Source organism: Leucobacter allii (assembly GCF_022919155.1).
GTDB classification, from domain to species: Bacteria; Actinomycetota; Actinomycetes; order Actinomycetales; family Microbacteriaceae; genus Leucobacter; species Leucobacter allii.
Genome location: NZ_CP095045.1, coordinates 55406 through 72415, shown reverse-complemented (window position 1 = coordinate 72415; position 17010 = coordinate 55406). Strand labels below are relative to the sequence as shown.

The following is a 17010-nucleotide window of genomic DNA, read 5'->3' as shown; positions in this document are numbered from 1 at the left end:
GGCGGCGAGCGCATCGAGCTCGTCGAGCGCGGCCTGCGGGTCCCCTCCCTCCCGGATCCGCTCGCGGATCGCGGTGAGCACGAGACCGACGCGGAGGCTCTCGGGGAGCTCGGCCGCGGACACCTCGTCCGCGAGGATCCCCGCGATCCGGGCGAGCGCTGCCCGACGCGCGGCGTCGTCGCCGAGCAGCCTCGCGATGCGGGTCGCCCGCAGCGCGGCGCTTCCCGCCTGCGCGGCGTCCGCAGCGGGGTGCGCGGCGATCGCCTGCGCGAGCCGGAGCATGAGCCGCGGATCCCCGCCCCGCGCCATGAACTCGAGTGCCGTCCACAGCCAGGCGTAGGGCAGTTCGCGCCCGCCCTCGAGACCGAACACCACGAGCCGCATGAGGCGGTCGGGCAGCTGCACGGGATCGAGGGCTCCGAGATCCTCCTCGAGCACCCGGAAGATGCGGTCGTTGAGCTGGATCCTGCGGATGGGCGACAGCCCGGCGCGGATCGACGCCCCGAGGAGCGGGTGGGCGATGCCCACGGCGGATCCGCCGAGGCTCGGCTGGGCGACGACCATGCCGCGGTCGAGGAGCCGGGCCAGTACGCCGGTGTCGAGGCTGCACAGCAGCGCGGCCTCCCTGATCGGTTCGGCGAGCGCGATGCGCTCGAGCATGCCCCACTCCTCGGGCGCGCACGTGTCGCCGAGCAGTCGCGCGAGCTCCCCGGGCACCCGCCCGTCCCGGCTCGCCACCCATGCCGTGCCGCGGCTCCGGCGCACCTCCCCCGCGCGGTCCGCCGCGAGCGCGAGCATGCTGAGCGCGTAGCTGTTGCCGCGCGCCGCCGTGGTCCAGTACTGCAGGGTCTCGGCTTCGATGCGATCGACGCCGAGCAGCCGTGCGAGGTACCGCTCAGCCTCTGCCGGCTCGAGCGGGCCGATCGCCACCCGGCGGACGCGGGGCCCGTGCCCGATCCGCTCGATCGCGGGCGTGACGTGCCGTGCGGTGGCGATGATGCGGAGGCCGCCGCTCCGCGCGATCCCCTCGAGGACGCGCAGATCCTGCGGCGTGTAGTCGTCGATGTCGGGGGCCACGAGGATCACCGCGTCCCCGGCGAAGCGCTCCCCGAGCCGGCGCACCACGCCGCGCGCGTGCTCGACGGGACCGAGCTCGGCGAAGGCGCCGGCGTCCCCCTCGGCACCGAAGCCCTCGAAGTCGAACGCGAACACCGAGGCGATGCCGCTCCCCGGCCGCGGCGGCCGCGGCAGGACGAGCGCGTGCACCGGGCCCGGTAGCCGCGATATGAGCGCATCGGCGGCGTGCTCGGCGATGAACGCCTTGCCCGAGCCCGGTTCGCCGAGCAGCGTGGTCACGGAGCCCGGCTCCGCGGCGGCGGCGAGCACGAGATCGAGCATCCGTTGCGGGATCGAGGCCGCCGCGGCCCCCAGCTGCTGGGCGCCCGCCCCGATGCGTGCGCTGCGCTCCTCCATAGCAACTCCTTGCGAGTCCGCGTGCTGCCGGAGCCCCCTGGCTCGATTGTCGCCCGGGAGGTCGCAAACCGCAAGGGCCGGGCACGACGGGCGGACGCTAGGCTGAAGCGCATGCGCATCGCCACCTGGAACGTCAATTCGATCCGCACCCGCTTCGGACGCGTCGTCGACTGGCTCGTCCGCGAGGACGTCGACGTGCTCGCGATGCAGGAGATCAAGTGCCGCCCCGATCAGTTCCCCGTCGAGGCCTTCGCTCAGGCCGGCTACGAGCTCGAGATCCACGGCCTCAACCAGTGGAACGGCGTGGCCTTCGCGAGCCGCCACGAGATGAGCGACGTCGCGCGCGGTTTCGCGGGGATGCCCGGCTTCGGCAAGCCCATCGCGGGCCAGGAGGCGGTGCAGGGGGTCGACGCCGCGGGGCTCCCCCTCGAGGCGCGGGCGCTCGGGGTGACGGTGGGCGATCTGCGGCTCTGGAGCCTCTACGTGCCCAACGGCCGCGCGCTCGGCGATCCGCATCTCGACTACAAGCTGCGCTGGCTGGAGGCGCTCCGCGAGGACGCGGCCGGCTGGCTCGAGGCGGACCCGGAGCTCCCGCTCGCGCTCATGGGGGATTGGAACATCGCCCCGCTCGACGCCGACATGGGCGACCCCTCCTTCGCGGTCGGACGCTCGACGCACGTCTCCCCCGAGGAGCGCGCCGCCCTCGCCGCCTTCGCCCCGCTCGTGGAGGACGTCGTGCGGCCGATCGTGCCGGAGGGCTACACGTTCTGGGACTACAAGGCGGGCCGCTTCCCGAAGGACCAGGGCATGCGCATCGACTTCATCATGGGCTCGCGCGCCTTCGCCGACGCGGTGACGGGCGCCGCGATCGCGCGCGCCGAGCGCACCGGGGACGCGCCGAGCGACCACGTGCCCGTCGTGTGCGACATCGATCCCTCGCTCCTCGGCGGCACCTTCGAGGACGAGTACGACCGTCCGATGGTGTTCTGACCCCGACCCGGCCCGGGGCGGCGCATCGTCGGGGGTGCGACATAGACTGGACGCATGGCTGATTCCCTGCGCGTCGCTTCCGTCAACGTCAACGGCGTCCGCGCCGCCTTCCGCAAGGGCATGGGCGCCTGGCTCGAGACGAGCGGCGTCGACGTGCTGGCCCTGCAGGAGGTCCGCGCGGACGACTCGCACCTCGCCGAGCTCTTCGGCGAGGAGTGGCACGTCCTCCACGATCCGTGCGAGATCAAGGGGCGCGCCGGCGTCGCGATCCTGAGCCGGGTGCCCGCGACCGGCCATCGCACGGGTCTCGGGACCCTGGATGCGCAGGAGCGCATCCAGTCGTCCGGTCGCTGGCTCGAGGCGGACTTCGAGCTCGGCGGCACGCCGATCACCGTCGTCAGCAACTACACGCATTCCGGAGAGGTCGACACCCCGCGACAGGAGGCGAAGTGGGCCTTCCTCGACGCCATGGGCGAGCGCATGACGGAGCTCGCCGACGCCTGCGAACTCGTCGCGATCGTCGGCGACTTCAACGTCGGCCACCGCGAGCTCGACATCAAGAACTGGAAGGGCAACGTGAAGCGCGCCGGGTTCCTGCCGCGCGAGCGCGCCTACTTCGACCGCTTCTTCGGCGCGCGGGGCGAGACCATCGTCGGCGTCGACGGCAGCGAGGGGCCCGGCTTCGGCTGGGTCGACGTGGGCCGGCGCTGGGCCGGCGAGGTCGACGGGCCCTATTCGTGGTGGTCGAATCGCGGGCAGGCCTTCGACAACGACACGGGCTGGCGCATCGACTACCACGTCGTCACCCCCGCGCTCGGCGAGCGCGTCGCGGACTACCGCGTGCACCGCTACCCCTCCTACGACACCCGCTGGTCCGACCACGCCCCCGTCGTCGTCGACTACCGGGCGTAGCCGCCCGGCCCCAGCATCCGAAGACCGAGATCCCGCGGCCCCGATCGCCGCGGGATGACAGAAAGCCGTCCCCCATGAACGCCTCAGCCAAGCCCGTCATCTTCTCCGGCATGCAGCCCTCGAGCGATTCGCTGCATCTCGGCAACTACATCGGCGCGCTGCAGCAGTGGACGAAGATGCAGAAGGACTACGACGCGTTCTTCTGCGTCGTGAACCTCCACGCCATCACCGTCCCCCAGGATCCGGCCGAGCTCGCCGCCCGCACGCGGCGCACCGCGGCCCAGTACATCGCCGCGGGGATCGACCCCGCGAAGTCCACGCTGTTCGTGCAGTCGCAGGTGCCGGCGCACGCGGAGCTGGCGTGGGTGCTCAACACGCTCACCGGCTTCGGCGAGGCGAGCCGCATGACGCAGTTCAAGGACAAGTCGCAGAGGAACGGCGCCGATGCGGCCTCGGTCGGTCTCTTCACCTACCCGATCCTCATGGCGGCCGACATCCTCCTCTACCAGGCCGCGAGCGTGCCGGTCGGCGAGGACCAGCGCCAGCACGTCGAGCTCACCCGGGACCTCGCGAATCGGTTCAACTCGCGCTTCGGCGAGACCTTCGTGGTCCCGGAGGCGCAGATCCAGACGGGCACCGCGAAGATCTACGACCTGCAGAACCCCTCGGCGAAGATGTCGAAATCGGCGGAGACCGAGGCGGGGCTCATCAAGGTGCTGGACCCCGCGAACGTCACCCGGAAGAAGATCATGCGGGCGGTCACCGACGCCGACGGCGAGATCCGCTTCGATCGCGAGGCGAAGCCCGGCGTCTCCAACCTCCTCACCATCTTCTCGGTGCTCGGCGAGCGGCCGGTCGACGCGATCGCCGAGGAGTACGCGGGCCGCGGGTACGGCGATCTCAAGAAGGGCGTCGCCGAGGTCGTCGAGGCGAGCTTCGCCCCCGTCCGCACGCGCACGGAGGAGCTGCTGGCCGACCCGGCGGAGCTCGACCGGCTGCTCGCCGCAGCCGCCGAGCGGGCGAACGAGGTCGCGAGCCGCACCCTCGCGCACGTCTACGAGCGCATCGGCCTCATCCGCTGATCGGTCGCGCCGTCCGGTGAACCGCGCCGTCGGGTGAACCGCGCAGTCCGGTGAGCCGCGCAGCGACTCGCGTCCTAGACTGAGTCCATGGAATCCGACGCCCGGCGCCGAAGCCCGCTCACCCTCCTGCGACGCGTGCCGTTCACCGCGGCCCTGGTGCTCGCGCTGCTCGTGATCGGCATCGCCACGGGGACGCTGTGGTCGCCGGCGTCGGAGAAGCCCTGGTACGCCGAGTTCGCCACCGGGCTGCCCGCGTTCGCCGAGGGGCGCTGGTGGACCGTGTTCACCTCGCCGTTCCTCCTCAACGCCCCGTACGTGTTCCTCACCATCGCGCCGCTCGTCATCGGCGGCGTCGGCTGGGCCGAGTGGCGCTTCGGCTCGCTGCGCACGATCGGCCTCTTCCTCGCCGGCCACCTCGTCGGCGTGCTCGGCGCTGCGGGGATCGTCGCCGTCGTCTCGCAGACGGGATGGCACTGGGCCGAGCGCCTCACGACCGTCTACGACGTCGGCCCCTCCTGCGGCGCCTTCACCGCGCTCGTGTTCGCCATCGCGACGCTGCCGTCGCCGTGGCGGCTGCGCGCCCGCGTCGCGACGGTGATCTGGATCGGGGTGTCGGTGCTCTACCTCGGGCAGCTCCACGACCTCGAGCACGCGGTCGCCCTCGTGGCGGCGATGCTCGCGAGCGGCTGGCTGCCCGCCTTCCGGCATCGGGCGAGCCGTCCGAGCGCGCGGGAGTGGCGACTCATCGCCTTCGCCGGCCTCATCGCCATCGGCGCCGTGCAGGTGCTCGGCCTCGTCGTGCCCTACGACGGGCCGCTCGGCAGCAACGAGCCGGTCTCCTCCTTCCTCGACGTCGCGATCGACGTCGTGGTCATCCTGCTCATCGCGAACGGCGTGCGCCGGGGCTATCGCGTGGCCTGGATCGCGGCGATCGTGCTCGGCGCGTTCAACCTGCTGACGGCGGCGCTCGTCTTCGCCGCCCTCCCCCTGCTGCTCGACGCCGGCGCCATCGACTCGCCGCTCGACGTCGTCGGGATCGCGGTCGCCCCGACCGTCTACTGGATCGCCCAGCTCGCCTTCATGATCATCGGACGCGGCGCGTTCCGGGTGCCCCTGCGCCGCTCGCGGCGCCGGGTGGCGGCCGCGACCGTGACGCCCGAGGAGACCGCTGCTCGGATCCGCCGCTTCGGCGGCGGGACGATCTCGTGGATGGTGACGTGGCCGGAGAACCGTCACATCGCGCTCCGCGGGCCGGCGGAAGCGGGCGTCGTCGGCTATCAGGAGCACGCGGGCGTCGCGATCATGCTCGGCGATCCGATCGTGCCGGCCGGGTCGCTCGGGGAGGCGCTCGCCGCGTTCGAGCGCACGACGCAGGATGCGGGCCTCATCCCCTGCGTCTTCTCGGCGGGCACCGCGACGGCGACGGCGCGCCCGGAGGGGTGGCGCTCGGTCATCGTCGCCGAGGACACGATCGTCGATCTGCCCGAGCTGCAGTTCACCGGCAAGGCCTGGGGCGCCGTGCGCACCGCGATCAACAAGGCCGAGCGCGAGGGGATCGAGTTCCGCATGGTGCGGCTCGCCGACGAACCCTGGAACGTCCTCGCGCAGGTGCGCGCCATCTCCGAGCAGTGGACGGGGGACAAGGGCCTGCCCGAGATGCGCTTCACCCTGGGCACGGTGGCGGAGGCGCTGGATCCCGAGGTGCGCGTCGGCATCGCCGTCGACGGCGAGGGGAGTCTGCACGGGGTGACCTCCTGGCTCCCCGTCTACGGCGGAGACGGACGGGTCGCCGGCTGGACCCTCGATCTCATGCGCCGCCGCGACGGCGGCTTCGGGCCGGTGATGGAGTTCCTCATCGCCTCCTCCGCACGGCACTTCTCGGGCGAGGGCTACGACTTCGTCTCGCTCTCGGGCGCGCCGCTCGTGCGGCCGGCCGACGCGGAGGCGGGACCCGTGGACCAGGTGCTCGAGCAGATCGGGAGCCTCGTGGAACCGCTCTACGGCTTCGCCTCGCTGCACCGCTTCAAGCAGAAGTTCAACCCGCGGCATGAGTCCCTGCACCTTCTCTACCGCGACGAGGGCGATCTGCCGCGCATCGGCGTCGCGCTCACCCGGGCCTATCTTCCGGACGCGTCGCTGCGCGATCTCGTCACCTCCGCGGCCGGAACGGCGGCGCGGACATAGACGCCATGGCGGAGCGCTCCCCCTGGCGCACGGCGAGCGCGGCACTCAGCATCGGCGGCGAGGTGCTCGGTCTGCTCATGCAGCTGGCCCTCGTCTGGGTGGGCGCGGATCTGCTCTGGGGCGGCGACGACGATCTCATGATCGCCCAGCGCTTCGTGTGGTGCAGCGTCGCGATGCTGTACCTCGCCCTCACCGCGCTCGCGCTCAGTCTCCAGGTGCGCATTCGCCAGCCCGACCCCACCGCCACGCGGGTGCTCATCGGCCACCCCGTCACCCGGCTGTTCACGATGGTCTTCACCTTCGGCGCGAGCGTCATCGGACTGTCGGTGGCGGTGGATCTCATCACCGACATCGGTCAGGACGTGCACGACCCCATTGCCGAGTTCACCGCGGTCTGGGCGATGCTGCTCTCCTGGGTGATGTTCAACTGGGGCTACGCTCGGATCTACTTCTCGCGCTTCCACCGATCCTCGGCGCCGCCGCTCGAGTTCCCCGGGACTCCGAGCCCGCGCCTGGCGGATTTCGCGTACTTCGCCTTCACGAACTCGACGACGTTCTCCGTCTCCGACGTGAAGGTCCTCGACACCCACATGCGCTGGACGGTCGTGTGGCACACGACGTTCGCCTTCTTCTTCAACGCGCTCATCATCGCGCTGTCCATGAACGTCATCGCGAACGGGCAGCTGTTCGCCGAGCTGTTCTCGTGAGAGCGGCCGCGTCCGCACGATTCCGCCCAGAGGGAAATGTGACGGGGCGGCGTGCGACGACGCGCCCGAGGGGCTAGCATGAGGAGCGTGTTCCGGGGTCGGTGAGAATCCGAACCGGCGGTGACAGTCCGCGACCCTCGCATCCGCGAGGCCGAACCGGTGGAACTCCGGTACCGACGGTGATGGCAGTGCGGAGTCCGCCTGTGTAGTCCGGATGAGAGGAATGCAGGAGGACGGGCGACCGTCCGCACCCTGTGCACCCGGGACGTGAGGATCGCCGGATGCTGCAGCAGGAACTCGTCGAGGAGGCGATGCGCCGCGCGCTCGGGGTCGCCCGACGCGGGCCCGTCGACGACCCCAATCCGCAGGTCGGCTGCGTGATCCTCGACCCCGACGGCCGGATCGTCGCCGAGGGCTGGCACCGCGGTTCCGGGACGCCGCACGCGGAGATCGACGCGCTGGCGCATCTGCCCGGGCCGTGGCGCGGCCGCTTCTCGGAGCTCACCGCCGTCGTCACCCTCGAGCCGTGCAATCATACGGGGCGCACCGGTCCGTGCGCCGAGGCCCTGCGCGACGCGGGCATCGGCGCGGTCGCCTACGCCCTGGACGATCCGGGCCGCGCCTCCTCGGGCGGGGCCGCCACGCTGCGGGCGGCCGGAGTCGAGGTGCGCGGCGGCGTTCTGGCGGGAGAGGCGCGCGCGCTGCTGGGCGCCTGGCTGGCGCGCCAGGGGGCCGCGGACGCGTCCGCTCCGTCGCCGCTCCGTCGCCCGCGGGTGACCGTGAAGTGGGCGCAGACCCTGGACGGCCGGGCCGCGGCGGCGGACGGGACGAGCCGCTGGATCACCGGGCCCGAGGCGCGCACCGACGTGCACCGTCGGCGCGCCGAGGCCGACGCCATCCTCGTCGGCACCGGCACGCTGCTCGCCGACGACCCGGAACTCACCGCGCGCGACGCCGAGGGGGCGCTCCTCGTCCCGGCGTCCGAGCAGCCGATCCCCGTCGTGCTCGGGCACCGGGGCATCCCCGAGGCGGCGCGGGTGCGCGCGCATCCCGCGCTCGCGGCGCGGGGCGTCCCCGAGCCCCTGAGGCTCCCGGGCGACGATCTCCCCGCCGAACTCGCCGGGCTCGCCGCGCGCGGCATCGGGAGCCTCTTCGTCGAGGGCGGGCCGCGGGTCGCGAGCGCGCTGATCGCGGCCGGCCTGGCGGATGAGCTGCTCGTCTACGTCGCCCCGGCGCTGCTCGGCGGCCCGAGGCTCGCGCTCGGCGACCTCGGGATCCCGAGCATGGCGGGGATCGCGCGGCTCGCGGTGCGCGAGCGCCTCGAGCTCGGCGCGGATCTGCTCGTCCGAGCCGATCGTGTTTCACGTGCAACCCCAGACTCCCCGGCCCCCGGGGACCACGCCTCCGAGGAAGGATAGGCATGTTCACAGGACTCATCGAGGAGATCGGCGAGATCGTGGCCGTCGAGGCGATCGATGATTCGCTCCGCCTCACCATCGCGGGCCCCGTCGTCACCGCGGACGCCGTTCACGGCGCCTCGATCGCGGTGTCCGGCGTCTGCTTGACGGTGATCGAGCAGGGGACCACGTCGGACGGCCGCGGTACCTTCACCGCCGACGTGATGGCCCAGTCGCTGCGCATGTCGACGCTCGGCGCGCTGATCCCCGGCAGCCGGGTGAACCTCGAACGCGCCGTGCGCGTCGACACCCGGCTCGGCGGCCACATCGTCCAGGGGCACGTCGACGGCACCGCGAGCCTCGTCACGTCCACCCCGGCCGAGCAGTGGCGCGTGCTGCGCTTCGCCCTCCCGGCCGCCCTCGCTCCCCTGCTCGTCGACAAGGGCTCCGTGACGCTCTCGGGGGTCTCGCTCACCGTCTCCGGCATCTCCGACCCCGCCGGCGGCGAGGAGGGCGGATCCGGCCACTGGTTCGAGGTCTCGCTCATCCCCGAGACGCTCGCCGCCACGACGCTCGGCGCGCTCGAGCCCGGCGACCGGGTGAACGTCGAGACCGACATCCTCGCGCGCCACGTCGCCCGCATGCTCCGCTTCGGCGGCGAGCCCGCCGCCCTCACCGAACCGCACGTCCCCGAAGGAAGCCGCGCATGACCCCCACCGATTCCCCCGAACCCGCCGGCCGCATCTCGAGCATCGAGGAGGCGGTGGCCGCCATCCGCGCCGGGCGGCCCGTCATCGTCGCCGACGACGAGGATCGCGAGAACGAGGGGGACGTCATCCTCTCGGCCGAGCTCGCGAGCCCCGAGTGGATCGCCTGGACGGTGCGCTGGTCCTCCGGCCTGCTCTGCGCGCCGATGACCAACGACATCGCCGACCAGCTCGACCTGCCCATGATGGTGGAGCGCAACGAGGATGTACGCGGAACGGCATACACGGTCACCGTCGACGCCGCGCACGGCGTGACCACCGGCATCAGCGCGAGCGACCGCGCGACCACGCTGCGGGTGCTCGCCGGCGAGCACTCGGCGCCCGAGGACGTGCGACGCCCGGGCCACGTGCTCCCGCTGCGCGCCGTGGACGGCGGCGTGCGCGCCCGCGCCGGTCACACGGAGGCGGGCGTCGAGCTCATGCGGCTCGCCGGCCTCCGTCCGGTGGCGGCGATCGCCGAGATCGTCGCCGAGGACGGCGAGATGATGCGCCTGCCCGGCCTGCTCGAGCTGGGCGCGGCCGAGGGCGTCCCCGTCATCACCATCGAGCAGCTCATCGCCTATCTCGACGAGCGCGACCCGGAGGGACGGCCTCCGGCGACCGCGCGCCCGCACCGCCAGGTGAGCCTCCGCGCGAACGCGGCCCTGCCGACCACGCACGGAGCGATGCGGGCCCTCGCCTACCGCGACCGGCGGGCCGGGGTCGATCACATCGCGCTCGTGGCCCCGACGCCCGAGGGCGTCGATGCCGGCGCCGACACGCTCGTGCGCGTGCACTCCGAGTGCATCACCGGAGAAGCCTTCGGCTCGCTCAAGTGCGAGTGCGGTCCGCAGCTCGACCGGGCGCTCGACATCATCCACGAGCGCGGCGGCGTCGTCGTATACCTTCGCGGGCATGAGGGGCGCGGCATCGGCCTGGCGAACAAGCTCCGCGCCTACCAGCTGCAGGAGCAGGGCGTCGACACGCTCGAGGCGAACCTCCAGCTCGGCCTCCCGGCCGACGCGCGCGACTACACCGCGGCCGCCGAGATCCTCGCCGATCTCGGCGTGGAGCGCGTGCGGCTGCTCACCAACAACCCCGACAAGGTCGCGCAGCTCGAGGCCCACGGCATCGTCGTGACCGAGCGCGTGCCGCTCATCGTGGGGCTGACCGAGGAGAACCTCGCGTACCTCGCGACCAAGCGCGATCGCATGGGCCACGAGATCCCGAATGCCGCGCTGCCCGGCGCCGCGGCGGCGGACGGAGCGCGCTCGTGAGCGGCGCGGGGGCTCCCGATCTCGCGGTGGACGCGCGCGGGATGCGCGTCGCGATCATCGCGGGCAGCTGGCACGAGGAGATCATGTCCTCGCTGATCGACGGCGCGCGGGACTCGCTCGCCGCCGCCGGTGCCGCGCACGAGGTGTTCCGGGTCGCCGGAGCCTTCGAACTGCCGCTCGCGGCGCAGACCGCCCTCGCCGAGGCGCCCGACGGCGGGGGCTTCGATGCCGCCGTGTGCCTCGGTGTGATCATCCGCGGCGGCACGCCCCACTTCGAGTACGTCTGCGCCGCCGTCACCGACGGGCTCACCCGCGCGCAGCTCGACGCCGGCCGTCCCGTGGGCTTCGGCGTGCTCACGACCGACACGGAGCAGCAGGCGCTCGACCGCTCGGGGCGCCCCGGGGCGCCGGAGTCCAAGGGGCGCGAGGCGGCCGAGGCCGCCCTGCACCTCGCCGTCGCCCAGCGGGCCATCCGCGGCGGCCGCTGACGGGGATCCTGCCAGCGCGCTGGCGTAGAGTGGGCGGGTGACCGGGCAAGCAGACACGTCCGCGGCGCCCCGGGGTCCCCGGGCATCGCTGCGCCAGCTCATCCCCTATCTCTTCGAGCAGCGCGGCCTGCTCGCCGCGGCGCTCGCCCTCGGGCTCGTCGGGGCGGCCGCGTCGCTCGTGCAGCCCGCGCTGCTCGGCCAGATCATCGGCCGGGTGCAGAGCGGCGAGGCCGCGGGCGCGCTCCTCGTGACCCTGAGCGTCGTCGTGGTCGTCGGCGCCGTGCTCAGCGGACTGCAGCACTACGTGCTGCAGCGCATGGGCGAGGGCGTCGTGCTCGCGAGCCGCAGGCGGCTCATCGCCAAGATCCTGCACCTGCCCATCGCGCAGTTCGACCGCCGTCGCACGGGCGACCTCGTCTCCCGCGTCGGCAGCGACACGACCCTGCTGCGCGCGGTGCTCACGCAGGGCTTCGTCGAAGCGATCAGCGGACTGCTCGTGTTCGTGGGCGCGCTCGTGGGCATGCTCGTCATCGATCCCGTGCTCTTCGGCATCACCTTCGGCGTCGTGCTCGTCGCCCTCGTCGTGGTGGTGACGGTCTCCAGTCGCATCCGCCCCGCCGTCGCCCGGGCGCAGGAGAAGGTCGGCGATCTCGCGGCGCAGGTCGACCGGTCGATCTCCTCCATCCGCACCATCCGCGCCGCGGGCGCCGCGGAGCGCGAGCAGCGCGCGACGGAGCGGGACGCCGAGGAGGCGTACGCCCTCGGCGTCAAAGTCGCGCGGATCTCGGCCGTCATCGTGCCGATCTCCTTCCTGGCGCTGCAGCTGTCCTTCCTCGTCGTGCTCGGGCTCGGCGGCTACCGCGTGGCGACCGGGGCGATCACGATCGCCCAGCTCGTCACCTTCATCATCTTCCTGTTCCTCATGGTCACGCCGCTCGGCCAGGCGTTCGGCGCGATCTCCGCCGTCGGACAGGCGCTCGGCGCGCTCGGGCGGATCCAGGAGATCGCGGCGCTCCCGACGGAGACCGAGCGCGACGCCGAGGACTCCCCCGCGGGCGGGCTCCTCCCGCTCGCCGACGCCGCACGGCAGGGCGCCCCGGCGATCGCGCTCGCCGACGTCCGCTTCACCTACCGCTCCGCCGCCCCGGCCCGCGCCGACGCGCGCGCGCTCGTCCGCGGCGGCCGCGGATCCTCGCGTCGCGACCTCGAGGCCGCCCCGGCAGAGATCGTCGAGACGCCCGTGCTGCGCGGCGTGAGCTTCGAGGTGCCGCGGGGCTCCCGCGTCGCCCTCGTCGGCCCCTCGGGCGCCGGGAAGTCGACGGTGCTCGGCCTCGTCGAGCGCTTCTACGATCCCGATTCGGGGACCGTGTCGCTGCACGGCGCCGACGTGCGGACGCTGCACCGCGCCGAGCTGCGCGCGCAGATGGGCTATGTGGAGCAGGATGCGCCGGTGCTCGCCGGGAGCCTTCGAGACAACCTCAGGCTCGCGTCGCCCGAGGCCTCCGATCAGGCGTGCGAGCGCGTGCTGCGCGCCGTGAACCTCGGGGGGCTCCTCGACCGCACGCTCGGGCCGCGCACCGGCGACGGGTCGTCGTCCGGCGACGGGTCGTCGTCCGGCGACCACGCGTCGTCCGACGACCGCGCCGCGGCCCTCGCCGAGGCGTTGGAGCTGCAGGTCGGCGAGAGCGGGATCCTCCTCTCCGGCGGCGAGAAACAGCGCCTCGCAATCGCACGGGCGCTGCTCACGGCGCCGCCCATCCTGCTCCTCGACGAGTCGACCGCCAGCCTCGACGGTGTCAACGAGCGGCTCATGCGGGAGGCGCTCGACTCGGTCGCGACGGGTCGCACCCTCATCGTCATCGCGCACCGGCTGTCCACGGTCGTCGACTCGGACAAGATCGTGGTGCTCGATGCCGGCAGGGTCGTGGGCGAGGGCACGCACGAGGAGCTGCTCGCCTCGACGCCGCTCTACCGCGAGCTGGCGAAGCACCAGCTGCTCGTGCCCGAGGAGGGCTGAGCGGGTCGCAGACCCGCAGGGGACGCCGCGGCGGGCAGCGCGCAGCGGCCAGCGGGCAGCGCGCAGCGGCCAGCGGGCAGCGCGATCCTTAATGGTCACCACGCGCCACAGCGATCGGCACGCTCCCCAGCGGCCGGCGCGATCCTCAACGGTCGGCGCGCGCCTCAGCGATCGCTCCTCGACGATCCGCACGCTCCTCAGCGATCATCGCGGCGCAGCAGCCAGCCGAGGCGCGGTTCGATCACCGGCCAGAACGCCTTCGGCGCCCAGGAGAGCGACAGGACCACGGCGAGTACGGCGCCGCCGGCCGCGACGAGCAGGAGCCCGGGGGTGCCGCTCCCCCCGATCGCATCGATGACTCCGGTCTCGCGCAGCACCCAGACGACGGGGCCGTGCAGCAGGTAGACGTAGAGGGTGCGCGTGCCCCAGACCGTCGCGGGACCGCTGCTCCGCGGCACGACGATGAGGAGCGCGAGCGTCATCGCAGCGGCGACGACGAGCAGGGCCGCGGAGACCGCGGCGCCGCCGAGGAGGACCGTGAGCCAGTGGCTCGGCAGCCACTCCCCGATCGGCGCGTTGCGGAAGAGCCAATCGTAGTCGTCCCGCCAGGTCAGCCAGGTGTCGATCCGCCAGGTCTCCCGCAGCCCGGGCAGCAGCGCGAAGGCGAGCGCGATGCCGCCGAGCACGGTCCACGCGGCGACGCGCGCCCCGCGGAAGGGCCTTGCGAACCACTGCCCGTCGAGCCAGCCGCGCTCGCGGATCAGCCAGCCGGTCACAAAGAATGGGAGGAAGACGAGCGTGCGATGCGCGGAGAACGCGGTGCCGATATCGGGGATCGCGCCCGCGGCGAGCGCCAGGGCGATCGACACGAGCAGCGGGTGGCGCAGTCGCGCGAGGTACGGGAGCAGGATGCGCATGGTCGCCAGGCTGATGAGGAACCAGAGCGTCCACGCCGGCGTCTCGAGGAAGTCGTCGTCGGGGGTCTCCTCGAGCACCGCGAAATCGACGGCCGCCCAGATCCCCTCCCAGATGAGCCAGGTGACGACGAGCTGCAGCGTCGAGCGGATGACCTTCGGCGAGGCCTCCGCCCGGGAGAAGATGCCCGAGAGGAGGATCATCGCGGGCATGTGGAAGAGATAGATGTACGCGTAGATCGCGAAGCCGAGCGCGGACTCCGTGCGCACCGTCGAGATGGCATGGCCGACGACGACGAGCACGATCAGGGCGAAGCGCGCGTTGTCCCAGAACGCGATGCGCGGCCGGGCGCCGGCGAGCGGCTGGGGGAGTTCTGGCATCGGTAGCAGCTTAGAGGGTCGGGGGCGGGGCGCCTGGACGGGCGCCGAGAAGCCGGAGCGCGGATGCCCCCGCCCCACGGATCCGGGTCGCCGTGGCAGGGTGTTCAGGTCGAGCACCCTGCCGCGGCGACCCGGATCGGGGCGGTGGGCGGAGTTGGGGAGCGGGGCGGTGCGGAGCGGAGCGGAAGTGAGGCTGCAGAGGACAGGGTCGGGGCAGGTGCTGGGGGATCCGGTCCAGGGCGGGCGCGGGGCAGCGGGTGCGTCAGCTCGGATCCGGGTCGGGACCGCGGAGTATCCGATCCAGGGCGGAACATGGAGGTTCCGATCCGGTACGGGATGCGGGATCCGATCCAGTACGGAGCGCGGGAGGTCCGGTCCGGGTGCGGGAGGTCCGCTCCGGGTGCGTCAGCTCGGATCCGGGTCGTCGCGGCAGGCTGCTCGGTCCGAGTACCCTGCCGCAGCGACCCGAATGTGCTCCGATGCGCCTGCGGCCACCCGATCCGCGGACCCGGGACGCTCCCTGATCCGCCCGTACCCGCACCGGTCCAGATCCCTCCCGTTCCCTCTCCCCTGCCCTCACGCGTTCTCCTCCCCACGGATCCGGGTCATCGCGGCAGGGTGCTCGGGTCGAGCACCCTGCCGCAGTGACCCGGATCGGGATCGAATCACGCGGAGGTGGGGAGGGGGAGGGAGATGGGGATGGGGCGGATCGGACCGCGCGGGGTGGAGGTTGCGGGATGGGCGCGGGCCGCGCAGGACTGGATCGGGCCGCGCAGGACTGGATCGGGCCGCGCAGGACGGGATCAGGCCGCGCGGCGGCGCTGGCCGAGTAGGACGACGGCTCCGCCGACCCCGGCGAGCGCGATCGCGCCGGCCGCCGCCGCGGCGACCATCGCCGCACCGCCGCCGGTACGCGCGAGCTGGGCCGAGGAGGGACCGGATCCCGTCGCGGCCGTCGACCCGTCGGCAGCGGCGCCCGAGCCGCTCGCGCCGGTTCCGTTCGCCCCCGATCCGCCTGACCCCGTTCCGCTCCCGTCCGCCTGCGCGTCGGCCTCGGCCCCGGCTGCGGTGCCGCCGGCATTCGCGTCGGCGCCGGTTCCGGAGCCGTCGGCGGTGCCTTCGGCCGCGCCGCCATCGGCATCGGCATCGGCCTGCGCGTCCGAGCCGGTACCCGGCTCGTCGCCGAAGCAGCTCGCGGGAATCGCGACGAGCTCTCCCCCGGAGGCGTTCGCCGCTGTCACGACGGCGACGCCGGCCGTCACGATCCGCGCGGCTCCGATGGAACCTCCCGTCGGAGCCGACTCACCCGGGGGGCCCTGCGGCCCCTGGGGGCCCTGCGGGCCTTGCTGACCCTGCGGTCCCTGCGGTCCCTGCTCGCCCTTCGGTCCGGTTTCGCCCGGGCTGCCCTGCGGGCCCTGCGCTCCGGGAGGGCCCGCCTCACCCGTGGGACCCTCCGCCCCGGCCGGCCCATCCGGGCCGACGACCTCGATGATGCACTCCTCGGCGAAGCCTCCGCAGTCACCGTCCTCGGCGACGAGCACCGGGGTGATCACACCGGCCTGGAACGACGCGGTGACGATGATCTGATCGCTCGCCGGAGCGCCGGCGAGCAACGTACCCGGCGGGCCGGGCGGGCCGGGTTCGCCCTGCGGACCCGGTTCGCCCTGCGGACCCTCCTGCCCGGGATCCCCGGGCTCGCCGGGGAGTCCCGACTCCCCCGGAGCACCGTCGGGCCCTTGCGGCCCGCTCGGACCCGGCGCGCCGTCGGGACCGGGCGCGCCGTCCGCCCCGGGGATGAGGATGACGCACACCTCCTGGACATCGGCGCAGCTCGGAGCGTCCACGACGTCCACCACGGAGGCGATGCTCGCCGTTCCCGAGAACTGCACGGCACTCGGTCCGGGCGGGCCCTGGGGTCCGACCGGGCCCTCCTCGCCCGGCATGCCCTCGGCGCCCGGCGGGCCTGGTTCACCGTACGGTCCGGTCTCGCCCTGCGGCCCCTGGGCTCCGTCCTCGCCCGGCTGACCCTGCGGCCCCGGCGCACCGTCGGGCCCCGGGGCTCCGGCGGGCGCCTCGGGCGCGATGCACTGCTCGACCGCGGTCGCGGGGGCACTCGCGACGGCGTTCGCCGGGGAGGCGAGCAGCGCGGTCCCCGCACCCCAGAGGATCAGCGCCGTCGCCGCGAACGCGGCTCCCAGCCCGGCGCCGACCGCCGGCCCGGTCCTCGAATTTCCGACTGCACCTCGATGTGCCATGGTGAACCCCTGTCGCTCAGGTGATTGCATGAGGATTCACAGCATAAACGAATGCGGCCGCGCGCACGACGATGCTGCGGCGGTATCGCCCGCGAAGTCACCCGCGCGGGTGTCACCGACGCCGGGCGCGACCTGGCCCATCAGCCCGCGATCCGAGCTGGAAACGGGAACGGCCCCCGTCCCGGAG

12 protein-coding genes and 1 riboswitch are annotated in these 17010 nt (G+C 73.3%); of the genes, 10 read left to right on the top strand and 2 right to left on the bottom strand.

Annotated elements, in window-relative coordinates:
* Nucleotides 1–1584 precede the first annotated feature (1584 nt).
* From MUN78_RS00290 to MUN78_RS00245, 10 genes are all read left to right on the top strand, one after another.
* On the top strand, nt 1585–2463 hold the full coding sequence (locus tag MUN78_RS00290; protein WP_244728019.1) for an exodeoxyribonuclease III: 879 nt from the start codon (nt 1585–1587) through the stop codon (nt 2461–2463).
* 54 nt (nt 2464–2517) lie between these two features.
* The gene (locus MUN78_RS00285; protein ID WP_244692358.1) at nt 2518–3375 is read left to right on the top strand and encodes an exodeoxyribonuclease III; all 858 of its coding nucleotides are present in this window, start codon (nt 2518–2520) and stop codon (nt 3373–3375) included.
* Between the two features lie 74 nt (nt 3376–3449).
* Entirely contained in the window at nt 3450–4457 is a 1008-nt protein-coding gene (gene trpS, locus MUN78_RS00280; protein WP_244728018.1) for a tryptophan--tRNA ligase, read from the top strand.
* Between the two features lie 87 nt (nt 4458–4544).
* Complete coding sequence (locus tag MUN78_RS00275; RefSeq protein ID WP_244728016.1) at nt 4545–6641, top strand: bifunctional lysylphosphatidylglycerol flippase/synthetase MprF; 2097 nt, start codon at nt 4545–4547, stop codon at nt 6639–6641.
* A gap of 5 nt (nt 6642–6646) precedes the next feature.
* Nucleotides 6647–7348 carry a DUF1345 domain-containing protein gene (locus MUN78_RS00270; RefSeq protein ID WP_244692355.1) on the top strand — a complete coding sequence of 234 codons (702 nt, stop codon included), beginning with the start codon at nt 6647–6649 and terminating at the stop codon, nt 7346–7348.
* An 84-nt stretch (nt 7349–7432) separates the two neighbouring features.
* Nucleotides 7433–7578, top strand: a riboswitch (FMN riboswitch).
* A gap of 51 nt (nt 7579–7629) precedes the next feature.
* Entirely contained in the window at nt 7630–8766 is a 1137-nt protein-coding gene (gene ribD / locus MUN78_RS00265; protein ID WP_244728014.1) for a bifunctional diaminohydroxyphosphoribosylaminopyrimidine deaminase/5-amino-6-(5-phosphoribosylamino)uracil reductase RibD, read from the top strand.
* Between the two features lie 2 nt (nt 8767–8768).
* On the top strand, nt 8769–9455 hold the full coding sequence (locus MUN78_RS00260; protein ID WP_244728012.1) for a riboflavin synthase: 687 nt from the start codon (nt 8769–8771) through the stop codon (nt 9453–9455).
* The gene (gene ribA, locus MUN78_RS00255) at nt 9452–10768 is read left to right on the top strand and encodes a GTP cyclohydrolase II (protein WP_244728011.1); all 1317 of its coding nucleotides are present in this window, start codon (nt 9452–9454) and stop codon (nt 10766–10768) included. Before MUN78_RS00260 ends, ribA begins: the two co-directional genes overlap by 4 nt.
* Entirely contained in the window at nt 10765–11256 is a 492-nt protein-coding gene (gene ribH / locus MUN78_RS00250; protein WP_244692351.1) for a 6,7-dimethyl-8-ribityllumazine synthase, read from the top strand. The genes ribA and ribH overlap by 4 nt, the downstream gene beginning before the upstream one ends.
* 37 nt (nt 11257–11293) lie before the next feature.
* Nucleotides 11294–13273 carry an ABC transporter ATP-binding protein gene (locus MUN78_RS00245; RefSeq protein WP_244728009.1) on the top strand — a complete coding sequence of 660 codons (1980 nt, stop codon included), beginning with the start codon at nt 11294–11296 and terminating at the stop codon, nt 13271–13273.
* Nucleotides 13274–13470: 197 nt separating this feature from the next.
* Here MUN78_RS00245 and MUN78_RS00240 read toward each other — a convergent pair whose 3' ends face one another.
* Nucleotides 13471–14568, bottom strand: coding sequence for an acyltransferase family protein (locus MUN78_RS00240; RefSeq protein ID WP_244728007.1), 1098 nt, complete (start codon nt 14566–14568; stop codon nt 13471–13473).
* An 803-nt stretch (nt 14569–15371) separates the two neighbouring features.
* Nucleotides 15372–16823, bottom strand: a complete 1452-nt coding sequence (locus MUN78_RS00235) for a collagen-like domain-containing protein (protein WP_244730146.1) — start codon at nt 16821–16823, stop codon at nt 15372–15374.
* Nucleotides 16824–17010 lie beyond the last annotated feature (187 nt).